At 41.9% G+C, this 20,436-nt stretch carries 22 protein-coding genes, 2 riboswitches and 1 other annotated feature (1 of these 25 running past the window's edge); of the genes, 17 read left to right on the top strand and 5 right to left on the bottom strand.

Annotated elements, in window-relative coordinates; genetic code table 11:
• Nucleotides 1-62: a binding site (T-box leader), on the bottom strand; it reaches 203 nt to the left of the window's first position.
• A 225-nt stretch (nt 63-287) separates the two neighbouring features.
• From MHB69_RS03105 to MHB69_RS03120, 4 genes are all read right to left on the bottom strand, one after another.
• Nucleotides 288-1,175 (bottom strand): AraC family transcriptional regulator, encoded by an 888-nt coding sequence (locus MHB69_RS03105; protein WP_327825686.1) that lies wholly within the window; start codon nt 1,173-1,175, stop codon nt 288-290.
• Between the two features lie 559 nt (nt 1,176-1,734).
• The gene (locus tag MHB69_RS03110) at nt 1,735-2,412 is read right to left on the bottom strand and encodes a hypothetical protein (RefSeq protein WP_342495990.1); all 678 of its coding nucleotides are present in this window, start codon (nt 2,410-2,412) and stop codon (nt 1,735-1,737) included.
• Nucleotides 2,413-2,535: 123 nt separating this feature from the next.
• Nucleotides 2,536-3,096 carry a GNAT family protein gene (locus tag MHB69_RS03115; RefSeq protein ID WP_342495991.1) on the bottom strand — a complete coding sequence of 187 codons (561 nt, stop codon included), beginning with the start codon at nt 3,094-3,096 and terminating at the stop codon, nt 2,536-2,538.
• A 4-nt stretch (nt 3,097-3,100) separates the two neighbouring features.
• The gene (locus MHB69_RS03120) at nt 3,101-3,286 is read right to left on the bottom strand and encodes a hypothetical protein (RefSeq protein WP_046314157.1); all 186 of its coding nucleotides are present in this window, start codon (nt 3,284-3,286) and stop codon (nt 3,101-3,103) included.
• A 179-nt stretch (nt 3,287-3,465) separates the two neighbouring features.
• Between MHB69_RS03120 and MHB69_RS03125 the strand changes: the two genes are divergently transcribed.
• Nucleotides 3,466-4,011 carry a sigma-70 family RNA polymerase sigma factor gene (locus MHB69_RS03125; RefSeq protein ID WP_342495992.1) on the top strand — a complete coding sequence of 182 codons (546 nt, stop codon included), beginning with the start codon at nt 3,466-3,468 and terminating at the stop codon, nt 4,009-4,011.
• Nucleotides 3,980-5,407: a DUF4179 domain-containing protein gene (locus MHB69_RS03130; RefSeq protein WP_342495993.1), complete on the top strand. Its 1,428-nt coding sequence runs from the start codon at nt 3,980-3,982 to the stop codon at nt 5,405-5,407. Before MHB69_RS03125 ends, MHB69_RS03130 begins: the two co-directional genes overlap by 32 nt.
• An 18-nt stretch (nt 5,408-5,425) precedes the next feature.
• On the opposite strand, the gene MHB69_RS03135 is transcribed toward MHB69_RS03130, so the two are convergent.
• Nucleotides 5,426-6,613: an MFS transporter gene (locus MHB69_RS03135; protein ID WP_046314151.1), complete on the bottom strand. Its 1,188-nt coding sequence runs from the start codon at nt 6,611-6,613 to the stop codon at nt 5,426-5,428.
• 100 nt (nt 6,614-6,713) lie between these two features.
• Here MHB69_RS03135 and MHB69_RS03140 point away from each other — a divergent pair, with 100 nt between their 5' ends.
• From MHB69_RS03140 to purF, 15 genes are all read left to right on the top strand, one after another.
• A complete protein-coding gene (locus MHB69_RS03140) occupies nt 6,714-7,610 on the top strand; it encodes a LysR family transcriptional regulator (protein ID WP_342495994.1) in 897 nt (298 codons plus the stop codon).
• 115 nt (nt 7,611-7,725) lie between these two features.
• Nucleotides 7,726-7,827, top strand: a riboswitch (purine riboswitch).
• A gap of 144 nt (nt 7,828-7,971) precedes the next feature.
• Nucleotides 7,972-9,297, top strand: a complete 1,326-nt coding sequence (locus MHB69_RS03145; protein ID WP_034282847.1) for an NCS2 family permease — start codon at nt 7,972-7,974, stop codon at nt 9,295-9,297.
• A gap of 207 nt (nt 9,298-9,504) precedes the next feature.
• Nucleotides 9,505-9,666, top strand: coding sequence for a hypothetical protein (locus tag MHB69_RS03150; protein ID WP_166644707.1), 162 nt, complete (start codon nt 9,505-9,507; stop codon nt 9,664-9,666).
• 11 nt (nt 9,667-9,677) lie between these two features.
• Nucleotides 9,678-9,860: a YezD family protein gene (locus MHB69_RS03155; protein ID WP_034282845.1), complete on the top strand. Its 183-nt coding sequence runs from the start codon at nt 9,678-9,680 to the stop codon at nt 9,858-9,860.
• A 216-nt stretch (nt 9,861-10,076) separates the two neighbouring features.
• Entirely contained in the window at nt 10,077-10,868 is a 792-nt protein-coding gene (locus MHB69_RS03160) for a hypothetical protein (protein WP_342495995.1), read from the top strand.
• A 205-nt stretch (nt 10,869-11,073) separates the two neighbouring features.
• Nucleotides 11,074-11,628, top strand: a complete 555-nt coding sequence (locus MHB69_RS03165) for a DUF2179 domain-containing protein (RefSeq protein ID WP_024424505.1) — start codon at nt 11,074-11,076, stop codon at nt 11,626-11,628.
• A complete protein-coding gene (locus MHB69_RS03170; RefSeq protein WP_012009137.1) occupies nt 11,625-11,825 on the top strand; it encodes an NETI motif-containing protein in 201 nt (66 codons plus the stop codon). The genes MHB69_RS03165 and MHB69_RS03170 overlap by 4 nt, the downstream gene beginning before the upstream one ends.
• Nucleotides 11,826-11,904: 79 nt before the next feature.
• Nucleotides 11,905-12,006, top strand: a riboswitch (purine riboswitch).
• 169 nt (nt 12,007-12,175) lie between these two features.
• On the top strand, nt 12,176-12,664 hold the full coding sequence (gene purE, locus MHB69_RS03175; protein ID WP_024424506.1) for a 5-(carboxyamino)imidazole ribonucleotide mutase: 489 nt from the start codon (nt 12,176-12,178) through the stop codon (nt 12,662-12,664).
• The gene (gene purK, locus MHB69_RS03180; protein WP_342495996.1) at nt 12,657-13,799 is read left to right on the top strand and encodes a 5-(carboxyamino)imidazole ribonucleotide synthase; all 1,143 of its coding nucleotides are present in this window, start codon (nt 12,657-12,659) and stop codon (nt 13,797-13,799) included. Before purE ends, purK begins: the two co-directional genes overlap by 8 nt.
• Nucleotides 13,796-15,091 (top strand): adenylosuccinate lyase, encoded by a 1,296-nt coding sequence (gene purB / locus MHB69_RS03185; protein ID WP_342495997.1) that lies wholly within the window; start codon nt 13,796-13,798, stop codon nt 15,089-15,091. The genes purK and purB overlap by 4 nt, the downstream gene beginning before the upstream one ends.
• Nucleotides 15,092-15,163: 72 nt before the next feature.
• Nucleotides 15,164-15,886: a phosphoribosylaminoimidazolesuccinocarboxamide synthase gene (gene purC / locus MHB69_RS03190; protein WP_024426700.1), complete on the top strand. Its 723-nt coding sequence runs from the start codon at nt 15,164-15,166 to the stop codon at nt 15,884-15,886.
• Nucleotides 15,879-16,133: a phosphoribosylformylglycinamidine synthase subunit PurS gene (gene purS, locus MHB69_RS03195; RefSeq protein ID WP_003214349.1), complete on the top strand. Its 255-nt coding sequence runs from the start codon at nt 15,879-15,881 to the stop codon at nt 16,131-16,133. The genes purC and purS overlap by 8 nt, the downstream gene beginning before the upstream one ends.
• Nucleotides 16,130-16,813, top strand: a complete 684-nt coding sequence (gene purQ / locus MHB69_RS03200) for a phosphoribosylformylglycinamidine synthase subunit PurQ (RefSeq protein WP_034282840.1) — start codon at nt 16,130-16,132, stop codon at nt 16,811-16,813. Before purS ends, purQ begins: the two co-directional genes overlap by 4 nt.
• Entirely contained in the window at nt 16,797-19,028 is a 2,232-nt protein-coding gene (gene purL / locus MHB69_RS03205; protein WP_034282838.1) for a phosphoribosylformylglycinamidine synthase subunit PurL, read from the top strand. Before purQ ends, purL begins: the two co-directional genes overlap by 17 nt.
• Entirely contained in the window at nt 19,004-20,434 is a 1,431-nt protein-coding gene (gene purF, locus MHB69_RS03210) for an amidophosphoribosyltransferase (RefSeq protein ID WP_024424615.1), read from the top strand. Before purL ends, purF begins: the two co-directional genes overlap by 25 nt.
• The last annotated feature ends 2 nt before the right edge of the window (nt 20,435-20,436 follow it).

Here is a 20,436-nt window from a genome sequence, read left to right on the forward strand (position 1 = left end):
TCATCAACCAGCAACTTTCTGAAAACATTTCGGCAAGTACTATTCCTTATCATCGCATTCTCATTTTTCTGATTTTTTCTATTATACCAAGTCTACAAAAAAGAGATAGTGATAGGGATATCTTTTTTAATTGATTTTTTTTGTCCTATGGGTGCCTATCTTCATTTTTAATCCTCTTCACCAAATAAAAATCCAAGGCCCCAAATAAAGGTGAGTGAATTCATAGCGAACAATAAAATCGCACCAATTTTTTTCATGGCAATGAACCTCCTCTTAAATTTAGTCTGCTAGCCTTCAAAATTTAAATTCACTGGTTCATCCTCTAAATGATCCACAGTATGTTGTTCTGTCACTGGCACACTTTCATCTACAATTTTAAAACTAAGTTCGTCCATCCAAATGTGACCTGAGCCTTGTAGTAATATGCCAAACGCAATGACTTCACTTTTGACTGGAACATCCAATACTACACTAAAATGATTCCAGCCGTTTGTTCCTGTAATTGGACGGTTCATCATATTGTCAAACGCAAGAACTTCACCTGAAGAATGGTCAATCCTCATCCATAAACCAGCTGAACCTTTCACATCTTCGCTTTTGACAAAAGCGGAAAATTGAAGACGTTCTCCTCGGTAACGATCAGACTTAATTTGCTGCATTAAGGTCGTAAATCCTCGTGCTTTTTCATCCTTTGATTTCAGGTAAGCTGAGGTAGTACCACTGTGTACAATTCTGTCATCCAAACCTGTTTCATAATCAGATGGAGTTTCCCCAGTCATAATCCAGCCAGTAGGTGTGTTCTGATTATCAGCCATCTTCGTTTCCTCCTTATCAATGACATTCCTTAGTAATCTCCGATAACGTGCGGGTGACATATCATATATCTTCTTAAAGGCTCTAGTGAAGGATTCCTGTGAACCAAAACGATACTGCAATGCGATATCAATCGCCCTCTGGTCCGTATGAATTAAATCCTTCGCCGCTTGGGTCATTCGACGTTCCCGTATATAGTCAACAACTGACTTCTTAATCAATTTTTTGAATATACGGTGAAAGTGAAACCTAGAATAACCAGCGTGTTTCGCTAGAGTTTGAAGCGGTAAATCATCTTTCAGATGCTGTTCAATATAATTTAATGTTTCTTGAATCGTTTTCTCATGTTCTTGATAGGACAACCGAGCACCTCCTTGCCTTACGAGTTTAGTATAGCGGAAATGATCTTTAGGAAACTTGACTTTTTGTGCTGTGTTGTAATATCAGAGAGAGAATTTCCTAACCTAGGTTTAGAGATTGGTATTCATGACGACATCGTCTAGAGACATCCAAACTCAGATCCAGGACTAGGTATCCGTGTACTAGGTGAAATTTCAGAAGAAAAACTAGAAATCGTCCGTGAATAAGATTTAATTCTAATGAATGAATTTCCAAATTCGGTCTTGAACGCAACAGCTGGTAATAATTCACGATTGCCTCAGACATCCGTAGCGTAGATTTCGTGGGTAAATCAGGGACATATGACTACAAGATCGATATCTTCCTGTTACATTTATTGATGGTTTGAAAAAAATTCATTGGGGCGTGTTTGTGAAAGTTTTACCTCGTATCGTGAATGAAGTGGAAGCATATTAACCATGGGAGGGGAATAAGAAATAGAAAGCCTATAATTCTTATTTAAATAGATTATAGGCTCTTTTTCTTTTAAAAAAGGCAGTTAGTAAAAATTTAAAAAACTGCCTATACAACCAACTCAGGCATATATGAATTAACTCTATGTACTTTATTATTTTTTGTTGATGTGTAAAATGAATATCTCTGTGTATAATGTTTTCCTTGAATATCGTAAAAAGTAATATCAAATTCCCATTTCAATGATTCTGAAGGTATTATTTCCATTTTATTTCTATCTATAGCAGTCAAATATAAACAAAATTCACTGTGATTATCAACACGTAAAACATCTGTATCAATAGGTTCACTGACTCCTAAAATGTCATAATCATCTTTATGCTTTCGTTGAAAGGCTGTAACTGTACCAATGTGTATATTATTAGGTTTACTATCTTCCTCTAAAATTTTCACATGACAAGAAAAAGCAATACCAGCACCTTGATTTATTATTTTGAAAGAAATAAAGATGTTATCATTGTTTTCTCTTTTCATTTCACCTTCAAATCTATGTATCTGATATTTTGGGATGAGAGATAGGTATGGTAAATGCTTCAAACGCTCAGCTTCTTTATTATTCGCCAATTGTTCCTGGTATTTTTCCTCGTCTTTTTTCAAACTTTCTATATGAAGTTTATGCTGATGTTCCAGTGACCTTATATTTATTTTATTTGTAAAATAAAGAGTTATCCAACATATACCAATAGATACTAGAGGTGGTACTACGATTTTAAAAATTTCTAACATGAAGATACCTTTTTCATTTTGATATTGATGGTTTTCAGGATATTAATGAATGTTTGTGCTTCAAACTTTTTAAACCAGTCTTCTACCCACATGTCGCTTGTTTCTCCTCTTTCTCATAGAATTTTATTCATAATCCCTCTTCAAAATCGCATACATAAACACATCATCAAATCCATTCTGACCAAGCTCATACTCCCGCAATAAACCCTCTCTTACAAAATCAAAGTTCTCCAATAATTGAACAGAGGACATATTTGCTGGATCAATGATTGCTTCAATCCGGTTCAGGTTCATCACCTGAAATCCATATCGTAACACCGCAGCAATCGCTTCGCTCATGATGCCTTTTCTCCAATGATCGTGGTGTAATTCATAGCCAATTTCGGTGCGGAGGTGCTGTTTTTCTAAATTGAGAAATCCGCAGCTGCCGATGATGGCTGGGTTGTCTTTTAGAGAAATGCCCCAGCGGATGCCTGTTTGTTCTTTGAAGATGTCGTGATACCACTTGATTTCTCCTTTTGTGTCTTCAATCGTTTCATGAGCATCGATTCCCATGTAGCGGCACACAGTTTCATTGGATAAATAGATGTGCATATCCTCAGCGTCTTCGATCGTCGCTTGTTTTAAGATCAGTCTTTCGGTATGTATTGTTGGAAATGTTTGTGGAAAGTTGATTTTGTTCATTTGGTTATCCTCCATGAGATGTCTTTTGTTCTGTACATGCCTTACAATAAAAAACCCCTTCATTCCTCAGCCAAGCCTTCACCTCTGTCATTCCTTTTCTCTTTGGATAGATCAGCTTGACGTACACTTCTTCGTTTCCTTCTATCTTTTTCTGACAGCTAGCACACGCGGGTTCTTCAAATAGAAACAATCGACTTACTCCTTTTTGTACATATTTCTTCCATTATATCAAATGTTCGACATCTTCTTTGCGGCCCGTTATTCACTTTTTCTATTTTTGTCCGACATATGCTAAGGAAAAGAAATTTCCATTTGTTGAAACCGTTTGAGAGAAAGCTTGCTCTAACAGGTGTAGGAGGTGTGAGTGAGATGAAGCAAGTGCGTCTAATTAAAAAAGCACAAAAAGGGAATGTCCCGGCATTTGAGAAATTAATGCTGATGTATCAAGAGCGTTTATATAAAACGGCTTTTCTCTACACAAGAAATAAAGAGGATTCGTTAGATGCTGTTCAAGAAACAGTCATTAAAGCGTTTAAGCATCTATCTGGTTTGAAAGAACCGGCTTATTTTTCTACCTGGCTGACGCGGATTTTGATTCATACGATTTTTGCGATGAAGAAAAAGCAGCAAGATGTTGTTCCGTTTGAACAGCATCATGAGAGCGTTGAGCGTCATGATTTTTTAGAAGACAAGCTCGATTTAAAAAATGCACTTGATGTGTTAGATGAGCAATACCAGGTCGTCATTCAGTTATTTTATTTTCAAGATTATTCAATTTCGATGATTTCTGAGCAGATGGGTGTGCCTGAAGGAACGGTTAAAACTCATTTGTATCGAGCAAGAAAGTTATTAAAGCAAACATTGGAGAAGGAGGAGAGTGTTGATGGAACGAAAAGAAATGAAAAAGCTTTATGATGAGATTGATGTACCAACGGTGGAAGTGACCTCTGCGATTCGTCAAGCAATAGGAGATGTAAAAGCGGAACAGAAAAGACATTGGTTCAAATGGAACTGGAGAACGCCAATTTACTCTATCCTCGTTCTCATCGTTCTTTACTTTTCATCAGGTTTCCTTTTTCCTTCTCTTAATACAGCGATGGCACGTGTCCCGATTATTGGGCAATTTTATATGATGTTTCACGATAAAGTAGGAATGGCTCTTTTTCAGAGTGATATGGTGAAGCATGTTAATGAGGGGGCTGAATCAAGAGGAATTACTGTAAAAGTAAACAGTGTTTACTATGATGCAGGGCGACTTGTTTATACGTTTACTGTCGATCATTTGAATACAAAAGAAAATTCAGTACCATTTGTAGTCAACCTAGATCCAGTAAATGAAACCACCCAATCGAGTGACTACAATCATGAATTAAAAAAATTGAAAGATGGTCGTTATGCTGGACAGGTGACAGTCTATACAAATGGACAAACGATTAAGCAAGGTCAAAAAGCGCCACTCGTCATTTCGAAAATTGGAGATATAGTAGGGAATTGGCGATTTGAATTACCTGTAGTGAAGCAAAAAACTACTATATTAGCTGGACAAAAAGACGTATCTATTTTAAAAGGACGTTATCAAATAAGGAATGTAAAAGTAGAAAAAGGATTGAAAGGGTCTGTTATTCAATATGCCATTGATTACAATGGTTTTGCCAAAGATGATAGAGTCATTATAGATAGAATGAAAGATGATTTAGGTAATGATTACCAATTCGAACTTGGAACAGATTTAGGAGAAAAACAACTGACTCCTGAAAAAACTAGAAAAGATCATTTGACCATTTTGAATCAACCGATCGATCCAAAGGCGACTGAATTAACATTTTACACAATTGTGGACTTCGAACGAGAAGAAAGCAAAATCATTCCTCTTCAGACAAAGCTGCCTGTTCAGTACAAAACAAAGCATCATGGAATTGGAATCAAAATTAATAAAATAGAGCAAAAGGGTCATTCTGTAACAGTTGATTATCAATTTACTGGAGTAGACCAGAAAGAATTAGATGAAGATATTATGGAGAATGTAGGTGAATGGATAGGAATAGGTGATGTTAAAAAGCTGAAATCGTGGTCAGACTCTGAAGCAAATGATGAAAACGGATATTACTTGGAGAGAAATGATGCTGAGGTGACCAATTTCAAGACAGCCTCTATTCAATCCACTTTTGAATTTGATAAGAAGTTAGACACAATATTACTTAAGGATTTTGGGCTTAATCTTGATTTGTCAGATCTGAACCGGTTGGTACCACAGAAAGATATCATGGTAACCATTCCAGTCAAAAAAGAAACATCAAACGCTAGTCAATAAATAAGAAAGCGAACATGGTTATACATGTTCGCTTTTTGTCTGTTGTTCCACCAGTCGATGACGATTGAACGAATACCTGATCAATATCAACGCCACAAAACTAGCTAATCCACCAATCCAACTTAAATTCGTTACATTTGTATACTGAATAATCACGCCGCCCATTGACGATCCGAGCATCATGCCGATGTTCATAATCGCTGTATTAAAGCTCAGCACGGTTTCTGATGCTTGGGGTTTAAGGGAGATTAGATAGTATTGCTTCGCTGGTGTTGTTGTCCATGTAGCAATGCCCCATATGGCCAGCGTGATCAAGACGCTAATTGTAGAGAATTGCGTAAAAAATAAGGCAAAGAGAGCGAACATCTGGATCATAATGCTGATCGAGATGGTTCGGTTTGGTCCCCATTGATCAACGGCGAAGCCGCCAAAGCGTGAGCCAATAAAAGCAGAAATTCCTAAGACGAGCAAGGCCATGCTTGTCATTTCAAGTGAAAAGCCGGCGGTCTGTCGCAATAAAGGAGAGATATAAGCAAAGACCATCGTGTAGCCTAAAATCCAAAAGGCCGTCGTGGCTAAGCCGCTGATCACTCTGCGGTCTTGAAGAATGTGTAATTGCTGCTTCAATGGCAGATGTGAATGTCCCTCTATGCGTGGCAGCAATTGATAAAGAAGCAAGAAGAGACAAGCAGTACCTAGTGCAATGATGAGAAAAATATAGTGCCAATCCACATGACCTGATAGAAATGTTCCAATCGGTACACCAAGTACGAGTGAAACGGTGAAGCCAGTGATGACGGTCGCCATTGCACTTCCCTTTTTTTCTGGCGGGGCGATCTGCGCTGCATAATTCGTGGCAACGACAATATATAAGCCGCCGCTCATGGCCATGATGACGCGAGAGAGCAGGAGCAGCACAAAATGATGGCTGAAAAAGGCGAGCATATTGCCTAAAATAAACACAAAAATAGCTGATAACAAAACCTTTTTTCGGTTCAGCTTCGACGTTGCCATGACTAAAAAGAGAGCGCCTACTGCATAAAAAAGAGAATAGACAGTGATGAGCTGTCCGGCAGCAGGAATGGAGATGTGTAAATCAACAGCAATGATATCTAGAATGCCGGACACGACGAATTCTGACGTGCCTGTGACAAATGAACCGACAGCTAAAAGAATAATCAATAGCTGATGAGATGTGTTTTTCATTTTGAACCCTTCCTTCATGTTGATGCGTTGTCTTTAGTTTAAATTCCGTGCTAACATAAGTAAAATTGATGTTTTTCATGAAGGAGATGAGTAAATACTCATGAGCTTTGTTCGTTTTGATATTATTGCAAAAGTTGTGGAGCTTGGCAGTTTTACAGCAGCAGCTGAAGCATTAAATATGACACAGTCAGCTGTCAGTCATGCAGTGGCGAATGTAGAGTCAGAGTGGGGTGTGTCTTTATTCATTCGCGACCGAAAAAAGGGCATTATGCTGACGGACATTGGTCAGACCCTTCTCCCGCATATTAGAGAAGTGTTAAATAGAGTCGAGAAGATCCAGCAAGAAATTGCATTAACGAAAAATATTGAAACAGGCTTGATTCGTATCGGCACATTTGCCAGTGCCTCTGCTTGTTTATTGCCTAAACTGCTTGTGAGCTATCAGAAAAAACATCCAAAAATCGAATTTAAATTCTATGAGGGAACGTATGAAGAAATATTGGAGTGGCTGGATTCTGGCATCATTGATGTTGGATTTGTTGTAAAAGGCCATGCGGATGAAGCTTTTGATTTACTGCCACTTATCAAAGATGAGATGGTGGTCGCCTATCACCCAAATCATCGATATGAACAGCAGCCCATTGTAGATATCACAGATTTGGCGGGTGAACCATTTATTATGCCGACTGGCATGTATCAATCACATGTAGAGGATATTTTTTCGGAGGCGCAAATGAAGCCGGCTGTTTTATTTGAAGTTCATGATTGTACGACCATTGCCCGTATGGTCGGGGAAGGACTTGGTGTCACAATAGGCCCTGAGTTATTTTTAAAAACGCAGCAGCTTGTGCATATTCGCCAGCTGAATGTCTCTCATCATCGTGAGGTTGCGCTCGCCTGTCCGTCTCTCTCCCAAGCTTCTCCGGCAGTGAAAGAGTTTTTCCGTGTAGCCGAAGCGGTTTTTGCAAAAGAGAAGGATTTGGGGAAGGGTGTATAAAGAACTAGATGTGATTTTCCAAATTCGTGTAATAAGACGAATGAAGCGGACATTTCTTTGAAAAATGTTCGCTTTTCGTATTGTGTTTTAAAAATGAAGTTGGTACAATAGACACAGAAATCAAATAGATAGAAGTCGTATAATCGCGGGGATATGGCCCGTAAGTTTCTACCAAGCTACCGTAAATGGCTTGACTACGTCAATTCACACTCGTTTGATATAAATCATGCATTGTTCTTGTTTTATGTCACAGTCTGAATTCACATATGTAGTCAAGCGTCCCAAAACTGTTGGGGCGTTTTTTATTTGACTAGTGAATGGGGCAGGCTAAAGCAAAAGGACATGAAGGGAGTCAGTTGGCTTGAAACAGTTTTTTCAGTTTGATGAGTTAGGTACGAATTACCGCAGAGAGATCATCGGTGGTTTAACCACATTTTTGTCGATGGCTTACATTCTGTTTGTTAATCCGATCACACTTGCATTAGTGTCGGTGCCGGATTTTCCAGATAAATTACGTATTGATCAGGGAGCAGTCTTTACAGCGACGGCGTTAGCTTCTGCTGCAGGGTGTATTCTGATGGGATTGATCGCCAGGTATCCGATTGCGATAGCACCCGGTATGGGTCTGAATGCGTTCTTCGCTTTTTCGGTTGTGCTTGGTATGGGCATCAAATGGGAAGCAGCACTTTCAGGTGTGTTTGTTTCAGGATTGATTTTCGTTGCTCTTTCTTTAACAGGTTTCCGTGAAAAAATCATTAATGCCATTCCGGCTGAGCTGAAGCTGGCAGTTGGTGCAGGTATTGGTTTGTTCATTACGTTTGTTGGTCTGCAAGGGTCTGGCATTATTGCCAATAATGATAATACGCTCGTTTCGATTGGGAACATTCATAGTGGTCCTGTTCTGTTAACGGTGTTTGGTATCGTTGTGACGGTCATTTTAATGGTTCTTCGAGTGAATGCAGGTGTCTTCATTGGGATGCTTGTGACAGCTATTGCTGGGATGATCTTTGGTCTTGTGCCAGTACCATCTCAAATTGTGGGAAGTATTCCAAGCTTGTCCCCAACCTTTGGTCAAGCCTTGATTCACTTGCCAGAAATTTTCTCGATTCAAATGCTTGTCGTGATTTTAACGTTCCTATTCGTTGGGTTCTTTGATACAGCTGGTACACTTGTGGCTGTGGCAACGCAGGCTGGTTTAATGAAAAATAATGAGCTGCCTCGCGCAGGAAGAGCACTGCTGGCGGATTCTTCTTCTATTGTTGTAGGTTCTGTTCTTGGTACATCTACAACAACATCTTATGTTGAATCTAGCTCAGGTGTAGCTGCTGGTGCGCGTTCTGGTTTTGCAGCGGTCGTCACAGGCATTTTCTTCTTGCTTGCAATGTTCTTCTCACCACTTTTATCCATCGTTACATCGAATGTGACAGCACCTGCTTTGATCATTGTCGGTGCACTGATGGTCGCTCCGCTGGCGAAGATTGCATGGGATCGTTTTGAAATTGCGGTACCAGCGTTCTTAACGATGATTATGATGCCACTGACATACAGTATTGCAACAGGGATTGCGGTTGGCTTTATTTTCTACCCAATCACCATGATCTTTAAAGGGAAAGCGAAAGAAGTGCATCCAATTATGTATGGATTGTTTGTCATCTTTATTCTATATTTTGCTTTCTTAAATCATTAATCGAACATTTGAAACAGCAGCTCATAGAAGCTGCTGTTTTTTTGTTAAAAAAATCAAAACATAGTTGACTTATAGGAATTATGTGTTTATGATAAAAAGACATAATTCGCTGATTGGATCACCAAAGGCGCTTTGATTTCCTTTTTAATAGAAGGTTTCAGGGTGCCTTTTTTTCTTGCAGACATTTAAAAGGGGAGGAGATGTCTTTTGTCACGCTGGCTTAGACAGGTGATTGAACGAAAAAAGCAGGTGCTGATTCAAAAGCTCCTTTTATGGGGGCATGAAGAAAAACAGGAAGCGCTCATGCATTATACGATTCATGAGCTGGAAAATGAGGTTCTCTATTTAAAAGAGCGAAAACAAAAATAGGGGGATGAGCGATGGATGAACAAAAGCTGAATTACATTTTATCTGCTTTAAAAGGGATCGACTATGGATCAGTGGTCATCACCATTCATAATGGACATATTACACAGGTCGATACGACCAAAAAGACTCGGTTCCCCGCTCATCAGGAGAATCTCCGGGTCCAGCAAGGAAAGCGGAGCCACTATCGTTCATGACGGATTTCAACGTGATAAAAAGCTGATGGAGGCTGTCAGCTTTTTTGTTTTGTCTTATTTTCTCTCCGTTTTAAAACCTCTGCTGTCTTTTATCCGTCTATTCGTATGAACGTCGAGGAATCTTGACTGAATAGAGAGACTCCGCTACTTTAAGAGGAGTCATCCGAACAGATCATTTACTTGATCCTGTAAGGATTGGATAGGAGTTGATATGAGATGTTAGAGAAAGATCAAGGTCAGGGGACATCTGAAAAGAAAAATGAAGAGTCATCAATAGATCAAGAAACAAGGCAATCCCGCCTCAGCCGAAGCGCTGCAAAACGTGGAAGAACCTCAAAGTCAGCGGATGATGGGCGTTCAGCTATCCAGCGTATACTGCAAGGTGCAGGAGGCGCGTTTAAGCGTTACGGTTCATATGGACTGGCGATGTTAAAATCACCGAGCCGGGCCATCAATCAAGCGGAAACATTGCGTATGAAGTACGCCTGGATCTCGATTGTGTTATTCAGCGTGTTTTTTGCTTTAGGCAACTATGTTCAATTAAAGGCGTCAAAGACCCGTTTATTAGGCTTTGGCATTCATTATTCTTTTGGCGACGCCTTTTTGAAGGTAGCGGTCTTTACACTTATTTTGTTGACATTAATGATGCTTACCGTCTGGCTGCTCGGAAAGTACATGCTAAAAGGAAACATATCACTGAAAGAAGTGATCATGAAGTTTGGTGCTGCGCTTGTGCCGGTGTTGGTTTTATCCATCCTTTGGCTTGTATTTGCCATGCTGAATATTCCATATGTGACCGTCATATTATCCGTGATGATGTTTGTCGGTCTTCAGTTGATTGCGGTCGTGCTCTTTCGCTCGATTCAGTCGGAGCATGATGCCGAACGAGGAGATTTGATGTATGCGGGCTGGGTCTTTTTATTGGTTGAGCTTGTCATTATTGCGCTGCTCTGGGGCATAGTCGGGGAGTATTTGATTCCATCACTTGTTCCTGTTCGATTTGGATAAAAACACACTGAAAACCTCCTTTTTTGAAAAAGGGGGTTTTCATGTTGAGAAGAGAAAAAAACGGGTAAACTCTTGGTAACAAACACCATCCTTGTTGTCGAAAGATATATGTGTTTTGATCGCGTAAATTTGATTGTATCAAGGTATGTTCTCTAGTAGAATATGGGGTGCTTTATTTGATTTTTTAGTGCAGGGGGTTCGAATCGTGCTTCAACAACTTTTATCCAATGCGTTCACCATGGTTTTAATCATTTTAGTGATTAATATTGTTTATGTTTCTTTTTCCACCATGCGTTTAATTTTAACAATGAAAGGCAGACGGTACGCAGCTGCTTTTGCGGGTACGATCGAAATGCTCATTTATGTCATTGGGTTAAGTATCGTTCTAGATAACTTAGATCAAATACAAAATGTCATTGCGTATGCGCTAGGTTATGGAATGGGGATCATTGTCGGGATGAAAATTGAAGAGAAGCTGGCACTTGGCTACACAACTGTTAACGTGATCACAAAAGAATTGGATGTCGATCTCCCAAGACAATTGAGAGAAAAAGGATATGGTGTCACCAGCTGGGTAGCAGGCGGTCTTGAAGGAGACCGGACAGCATTGCAAATTTTAACACCGAGGAAATATGAACTGCAATTATATGAAACGATTAAGACGCTGGATTCAAAGGCGTTTATCATTTCATATGAGCCCAAATCGATTCACGGCGGCTTCTGGGTGAAGGCTGTGAAGAAAAGGAGAATTAAAGAATGACCGCAAAACCAAAGAAGAAAAAATTCTATGTGGAAGACAACATGACGATTGATCAAGTGTTGTCCCAGATGGCAGCGGAAGGCTACTCGCCTGTCCGTCGAATGGAGGAACCGATTTTTCAAGAAAAGAAGGAAAATGGGTCGATTCAGATCATTCCGATTGGGAAAAAAATCGTATTTGAAGGAAAAATAGTCTAAATCCGAACATTAAAACGACGACTTCATAGATTGTTCGATAAATCCGTTGACATCATGAACATCCGTTGTTAAGATAAACATGAAATCAAAACACGAGCCTCATATAATCTTGGGAATATGGCCCATAAGTTTCTACCCAGTTACCGTAAATGACTGGACTATGCAGGATAGTGAACAAAACTGACATGGCGTTTCAAAAGCGAACAGCGCTTACCATGGCCCGGTTTGTGTTGCTTCCTAACATTGCAATACAGACCGGGTCTTTTTGTTCGGCGTTTGACAAGCTGCTTAGGTTTGGGAAGCGTGTCAAACGATACAAAATCGAATAACAGCTTAAAGGTGGGGACAAAATGAAGCCGCTTGTAGGTGTCATCATGGGAAGTACATCTGATTGGGAAACAATGAAAAATGCGTGCGACATCTTAGAGGAATTAAACATTCCGTATGAAAAACAGGTGGTATCCGCACACCGGACACCTGACTTGATGTTTGAATATGCGACTGAAGCAAGAGGTAAAGGACTAAAGGTCATCATTGCCGGTGCTGGAGGCGCAGCACATTTACCGGGGATGGTCGCAGCAAAAACGACACTGCCGGTCATTGGTGTGCCTGTACAATCAAAGGCACTAAACGGGCTGGATTCCTTATTATCCATCGTTCAAATGCCAGGCGGTGTACCAGTTGCTACAGTAGCAATTGGCAAAGCCGGTGCAACAAATGCAGGCCTTCTTGCCGCACAAATGATTTCAGCATTTGATGAAAAGGTCGCAGCTCGCCTTGAAGAAAGAAGAGAGCAGACAAAACAGACTGTACTAGAAAGCAGTGATCAGCTTGGCTAAGCAGACCATTTTTCCAAACGCAACCATCGGGATCATTGGCGGCGGACAGCTTGGCAGATATATGGCTGTCAGCGCAAAGCAAATGGGGTACCGGGCAGCAGTTCTAGACCCAGTTGCACAATCTCCTTGCGGACAGGTTGCGGATACAGAAATCACAGCCGCATATAGTGACCTTGAAGCGATACGAAAGCTGGCAGAAATCAGCGATGTGGTGACTTATGAGTTTGAAAATATTGATTATGATGCACTCAATCAGCTGAAAGAAGAAGCCTATTTACCACAAGGAAGCAACCTTCTTCTTTTAACTCAAAATCGTGAGACCGAGAAAAAAGGGATTGTAGACGCAGGCTGTGAAGTAGCACCTTACCGCATCATTCATGATGAAAAAGAGCTGGAAGACGCAGTGGACGTGCTCGGTTTGCCAGCCGTGCTGAAAACTTGCAGAGGCGGCTACGACGGAAAAGGACAGTACGTCATTAAAGAAAAAGGACAGCTTCAGGAAGCAGCTGCATTGCTCACACATGGAACTTGTATTTTAGAAAGCTGGGTTCCATTCCAAATGGAGCTCTCGGTGATCGTCACTCGTTCTGTTCATGAAGAGATTGCAGTATTCCCAGTCGCTGAGAACATTCATAAGCAGAATATTTTGTTCCAAAGCATTGTACCTGCAAGGGTAGAGGACCGCATTCAGGAGAAGGCGAAAGAACTGGCAACAACACTGGCTGAAAAGCTGGGGCTGGTTGGTACTCTTGCTGTAGAATTGTTCCTGACAGATGACGGAAAGCTGCTCGTCAATGAACTGGCACCACGCCCGCATAATTCTGGTCATTATACGCTCGATTTATGTGAGACAAGTCAGTTTGAACAGCACGTCCGTGCCATTTGTGGTTTGCCGCTTGGCGGTACAGCCCTTTTATCAGAGGGAATGATGGTGAATTTATTAGGCGATGAAGTGGACATTCCAAAAGAGCATCCTGAGCTTCTCAAAGAAGCGAAGCTTTATCTATATGGAAAGCATGAAGTAAAAGCCGGCCGCAAGATGGGGCATATGACGTTTATGAAACAGCTCGATGATGAGTGGATGAGAAACATCACAAAGATATGGACTGAAAGAGATGGAGGAAACGGGAAATGATCGAACGTTACGCACGACCAGAAATGTCAGCAATCTGGACAGAGGAAAACAAATTTAATGCATGGCTTGAAGTAGAAATTCTCGCTTGTGAAGCTTGGGCAGAGCTTGGCGTCATTCCGAAAGAAGACGTTGTGACCATGCGCAAGAATGCAAGCTTTGATATTGGACGTATTTTAGAGATTGAACAGGACACGCGCCACGACGTGGTTGCCTTTACGCGTGCTGTATCTGAATCTCTAGGAGAAGAAAGAAAGTGGGTTCATTACGGGTTAACATCGACAGACGTAGTGGATACGGCGCTTTCATATCTATTAAAACAGGCGAACGATATCCTGCTCAAGGACATTGAGAGATTTGTTGACATACTAAAAGAAAAAGCAAAAGAGCACAAATATACCGTCATGATGGGCCGTACACACGGTGTACACGCTGAACCGACAACATTTGGCCTGAAGCTTGCTCTTTGGTACGAGGAAATGAAGCGTAACCTAGAACGTTTTAAACAAGCAAAAGCTGGTATTGAATACGGCAAAATCTCTGGAGCTGTTGGCACATATGCGAACATCGACCCGTTTGTTGAGCAATATGTATGTGAGAAACTTGGCATCAAAGCTGCACCAATTTCAACCCAAACCTTGCAGCGTGACCGCCATGCAGATTACATGGCTACTCTAGCTTTAGTCGCAACGAGCATTGAGAAATTTGCTGTTGAAATTCGTGGTCTTCAAAAGAGTGAAACACGTGAAGTAGAAGAGTATTTTGCAAAAGGACAAAAAGGATCATCAGCGATGCCGCATAAGCGTAACCCAATCGGCTCTGAAAATATGACGGGAATTGCCCGCGTGATCCGTGGATATATGCTGACAGCTTATGAAAATGTACCGCTTTGGCATGAGCGTGATATTTCTCATTCATCTGCTGAGCGCATCATTTTACCAGATGCAACGATTGCACTGAACTATATGCTCAACCGATTCTCAAACATCGTGAAAAACTTAACGGTTTTCCCTGAAAACATGAAGCGCAACATGGACCGCACACTTGGCTTAATTTACTCACAGCGCGTTCTTCTTGCATTAATCGATACAGGCATGGCACGTGAAGAGGCATATGACACGGTTCAGCCAAAGGCAATGGAAGCGTGGGAGAAACAAGTGCCGTTCCGTTCATTAGTAGAAGCAGAAGAAAAAATCACGTCACGCTTAACACCTGAACAAATCGCTGACTGCTTCGATTACAACTATCATTTGAAAAATGTCAATATGATTTTCGAACGTCTAGGTCTTGCGTAAGAAATGGGCCGCCTGCTTGCCAGGCGCCCAATCCTGAAAATTGCCAACATTCAAATTAGGAGGCCAACCTGAATGACTGTGAAACAAGAACTTCTCTACGAAGGCAAAGCGAAAAAAATCTATCAGACCGATGACGAGCATATTTTATATGTCGAATATAAAGACTCAGCTACAGCATTTAACGGCGAAAAGAAAGCCGAAATCGAAGGCAAAGGCAGACTGAACAACGAAATTTCGAGCTTAATCTTTCAAATGCTTCATGAGAAAGGGATCAACAATCACTTTGTGAAACGTCTTTCTGAAACAGAGCAGCTCATTCAAAAGGTGCAGATTGTTCCGCTTGAAGTGGTTGTACGTAATGTGGTGGCAGGCAGTATGTCAAAACGCCTCGGCATTCCAGAGGGAACAAAACTGGACACACCTTTGATAGAGTTCTACTACAAAGATGATGCACTCGGCGATCCGCTCATTACAGAAGATCATATTCGCATTTTAGATGCAGCGACACCAGAGCAGGTCGAGGAAATGAAAACAATCACAAGACAAGTGAATGAAGAGTTAAAGCAAATCTTCTCAGACTGCCATGTGAATTTAATTGATTTCAAGCTTGAATTCGGAATAGATCACGAGAATCGTATTTTGCTAGCTGATGAGATTTCACCTGATACGTGCAGGCTTTGGGACAAAGATACAAACGAAAAGCTTGATAAAGACGTGTTCAGACGAAACCTGGGCGGCTTAACGAATGCATACGAAGAAATTTTCAAAAGACTTGGAGGCCATAAACATGTATAAAGTGAAAATTTTTGTCAGCTTAAAAGAGAGCGTTCTTGATCCACAAGGAAGTGCCGTGCAGCACGCTTTGCACAGCATGTCTTATCAGGAAGTAAAGGATGTCCGTATCGGAAAATACATGGAGCTTGTCATTGAAAAATCAGATCGTGATTTAGACACAGTCGTCAAAGAAATGTGCGAAAAATTACTTGCCAACACGGTGATTGAAGATTACCGCTATGAGGTGGAGGAGGTTGTCGCACAGTGAAGTTTGCAGTGATCGTCTTGCCTGGCTCTAACTGTGATATCGATATGTACCATGCGATTCAAGATGAGCTAGGTGAACAAGTTGAATATGTATGGCACGACGAAACGAGTCTTGACGGATTTGACGGTGTACTCGTACCAGGCGGTTTCTCTTATGGGGATTACTTAAGATGTGGTGCGATCGCCCGCTTCTCAAACATCATGCCGGCAGTGAAAAAAGCAGCTGAGGAAGGGAAACCTGTTCTTGGTGTTTGTAACGGGTTCCAAATTCTTCAGGAGCTTGGCATTCTTCCGGGTGCGATGAGACGAAATAAAGACTTGAAATTTATCTGTCGTCCAGTTGAACTCATTGTAGAAAACAATGAAACGCCATTTACAAGCGGTTATCAAAAAGGCGAATCCATTAAGATTCCTGTAGCGCACGGTGAAGGCAACTTCTACTGTGACGAAGACACTTTAGCGAAGCTCATTGAACGCGGCCAAATCGCTTTCACTTATGGAGACGATATTAACGGCAGTGTGAATCGTATTGCAGGTGTAACGAATGAAGAGGGCAATGTACTCGGCATGATGCCGCACCCTGAGCGCGCGGTTGATTCATTACTAGGCAGCGCAGACGGACTTAAATTGTTTCAATCTATCGTGAAAAATTGGAGGGACACTCATGTCACTACTGCTTGAACCAAGTCACAAGCAAATTAAAGAAGAGAAATTGTATCAGCAAATGGGATTGAGTGATGAAGAATTCGCTTTAATCGAATCCATTATTGGCAGGCTGCCAAACTACACAGAAACGGGCATTTTTTCTGTCATGTGGTCAGAGCATTGCAGTTATAAAAACTCAAAGCCTGTTTTAAGCAAATTCCCGACAAAAGGAGAGCACGTCCTTCAAGGTCCTGGGGAAGGCGCTGGAATCGTTGATATTGGAGACAACCAAGCGGTTGTATTTAAAATCGAATCACATAACCATCCATCTGCAATTGAACCGTATCAAGGAGCGGCGACAGGTGTCGGCGGAATTATCCGTGATGTATTCTCCATGGGTGCGCGTCCAATTGCTGTATTAAACTCTCTTCGTTTTGGTGAACTGACTTCACCGCGCGTGAAGTACTTGTTTGAAGAAGTAGTGGCAGGGATCGCAGGCTATGGAAACTGTATCGGAATTCCAACAGTCGGCGGAGAGGTTCATTTCGATCAAAGCTATGAAGGCAACCCGCTCGTAAATGCGATGTGTGTTGGATTAATCAACCATGAGGACATCAAAAAAGGGCAGGCAAAAGGTGTCGGCAACACGGTCATGTACGTTGGTGCCAAAACGGGACGTGACGGGATTCACGGTGCAACATTTGCATCTGAGGAATTTTCTGATGAATCAGAAGAAAAACGCTCAGCTGTTCAAGTCGGTGATCCGTTCATGGAAAAACTGCTACTTGAAGCGTGCCTTGAAGTCATCAAAAACGATGCACTCGTTGGAATTCAGGATATGGGAGCGGCTGGCTTAACAAGCTCAAGTGCTGAAATGGCGAGTAAAGCAGGTTCTGGTATCGAGATGAATCTAGATCTCATACCGCAGCGTGAAACAGGCATGTCAGCATACGAAATGATGCTGTCTGAATCTCAAGAAAGAATGCTTTTGGTCATTGAAAAAGGCCGTGAACAAGAAATCATTGATATTTTTGAAAAATACGATCTTGAAGCGGTATCAGTCGGTCATGTGACAGACGATAAAATGCTTCGTTTACTTCATCAAGGTGAAGTGGTATGTGAGCTTCCTGTTGATGCACTTGCAGAAGAAGCGCCGGTTTATCACAAGCCGTCAAGTGAGCCTGCATACTATCGTGAGTTTTTAGAAACAAAAGTTGAAGCACCTGCTATCGCAGATGCAGCCGACACGTTAAAACAGCTCCTTCAGCAGCCGACAATTGCAAGTAAAGAATGGGTTTATGATCAATATGACTACATGGTTCGGACAAATACAGTCGTTGCACCAGGCTCTGATGCGGGCGTTTTAAGAATTCGCGGAACGAAAAAAGCCCTTGCGATGACAACCGATTGTAACGCACGTTATCTTTACCTTGATCCAGAAGTCGGCGGGAAAATCGCAGTCGCAGAAGCAGCACGCAACATTGTGTGCTCAGGCGCTCGTCCGCTTGCAGTAACAGATAACCTGAACTTCGGTAACCCAGAGAAACCAGAAATTTTCTGGCAAATTGAAAAATCTGCTGACGGTATTAGCGAAGCGTGCCGCAAGCTAAGCACACCAGTTATCGGTGGTAACGTCTCTTTATATAACGAATCAAATGGAACAGCGATTTACCCAACACCAGTCATTGGAATGGTTGGTTTGGTTGAAGACACAGCTCATATTACGACGCAGTCGTTCCAGCAGGCTGGCGATGTGATTTTCATCATAGGTGAGACGAAGGAAGAATTTGCAGGCAGTGAGCTTCAAAAGATGACAGAAGGCCGTATTTACGGAAAAGCACCAGAAATTGATTTGGATGTAGAGCTCACGCGTCAGGAAGCCCTTCTTGCTGCGATTCAAAACGGACTTGTTCAATCAGCACACGATGTGTCTGAAGGCGGTCTTGGTGTCGCACTTGCTGAAAGTACATTTGGAACAGATGGTCTTGGCGCTCATATCCAAATTGATTTAAACAGCGAAGCTTCATTATTCAGTGAAACACAGTCACGTTTTGTCGTCACAGTGAAACCAGAGCACCGCGAAGCGTTTGCTGCGGCTGTCAAAGATGCGAAAGAAGTTGGAACGGTCACAAATGATGGTGTATTCACTGTCAAAAATCAAGAAGGACAACAATGGATTCATGCAGCGGTCAACGAGCTTGAACGCGCATGGAAAGGAGCGATCCCATGCTTGCTGAAATCAGAGGCTTAAACGAAGAGTGTGGCGTCTTTGGGGTTTGGGGACACGAAGAAGCCCCGCAAATCACATATTACGGATTGCATAGCCTTCAGCACCGAGGACAAGAGGGTGCGGGAATCATTGCAACAGATGGTGAAAACCTGACGGCACATAAAGGCCTTGGACTGATTACGGAAGTCTTTCAAAACGGTGAGCTAAAGGATCTGAAAGGCAAAGGAGCGATCGGACACGTTCGGTATGCGACAGCAGGCGGAGGCGGCTTTGAAAATGTGCAGCCCCTCTTCTTCCGCTCGCAAAACAACGGCAGTCTTGCCCTTGCTCATAATGGGAACTTAGTGAATGCAACGCAATTAAAGCAGCAGCTAGAGAACCAGGGGAGTATATTCCAAACATCTTCTGACACTGAAGTGCTCGCTCATTTAATTAAGCGCAGCGGCTATGTTGAATTGAAAGAGCAGATCAAAAATGCCCTGTCCATGCTTAAAGGCGCATATGCTTTCTTAATTATGACGGAAACAGAAATGATTGTGGCACTTGATCCGAACGGCTTACGTCCGCTTTCACTTGGTATGCTTGGGGACGCGTATGTTGTTGCTTCTGAAACATGTGCATTTGATGTTGTCGGTGCCACGTATTTACGAGATGTGGAGCCTGGCGAAATGCTGATCATTAATGATGAAGGCCTGAAATCTGAACGCTTCTCCATGAACATTAACCGCAGCATGTGCAGCATGGAATACATTTATTTCTCAAGACCTGACAGCAATATCAACGGCATCAACGTGCATAGTGCGAGAAAGAACCTTGGCAAAAAGCTTGCCGAGGAAGCGCATGTCGAAGCAGATGTCGTGACAGGTGTACCAGATTCGAGTATTTCTGCAGCAATTGGATATGCCGAAGCAACAGGTATTCCATATGAGCTCGGTTTAATTAAAAATCGTTATGTCGGACGGACCTTTATCCAGCCGTCTCAAGCATTGCGTGAGCAGGGCGTGCGCATGAAGCTGTCAGCTGTGCGCGGGGTCGTCGAAGGAAAACGTGTCGTGATGGTGGATGATTCCATCGTACGCGGAACTACGAGCCGCCGCATTGTGACGATGCTAAGAGAAGCGGGTGCGACGGAAGTCCATGTCCGCATTAGTTCACCGCCAATCGCACATCCATGTTTTTATGGAATTGATACGTCCACACATGAAGAGCTGATTGCTTCTTCTCATTCAGTGGAAGAAATTAGACAGGAAATCGGTGCAGACTCCATTGCATTTTTATCTGTAGACGGTTTAATGGACGGGATTGGCAGGAAGTATGATGATCCGCAGCGCGGTCAATGTTTAGCATGCTTTACTGGGAAATACCCGACTGAAATTTATGAAGATACTGTTCTTCCGCATGTGAAGGAAACAGCACTGACGAAATAATC

The organism is Bacillus sp. FSL K6-0994, assembly GCF_038630815.1.
Taxonomy (GTDB): Bacteria; Bacillota; Bacilli; order Bacillales; family Bacillaceae; genus Bacillus; species Bacillus safensis.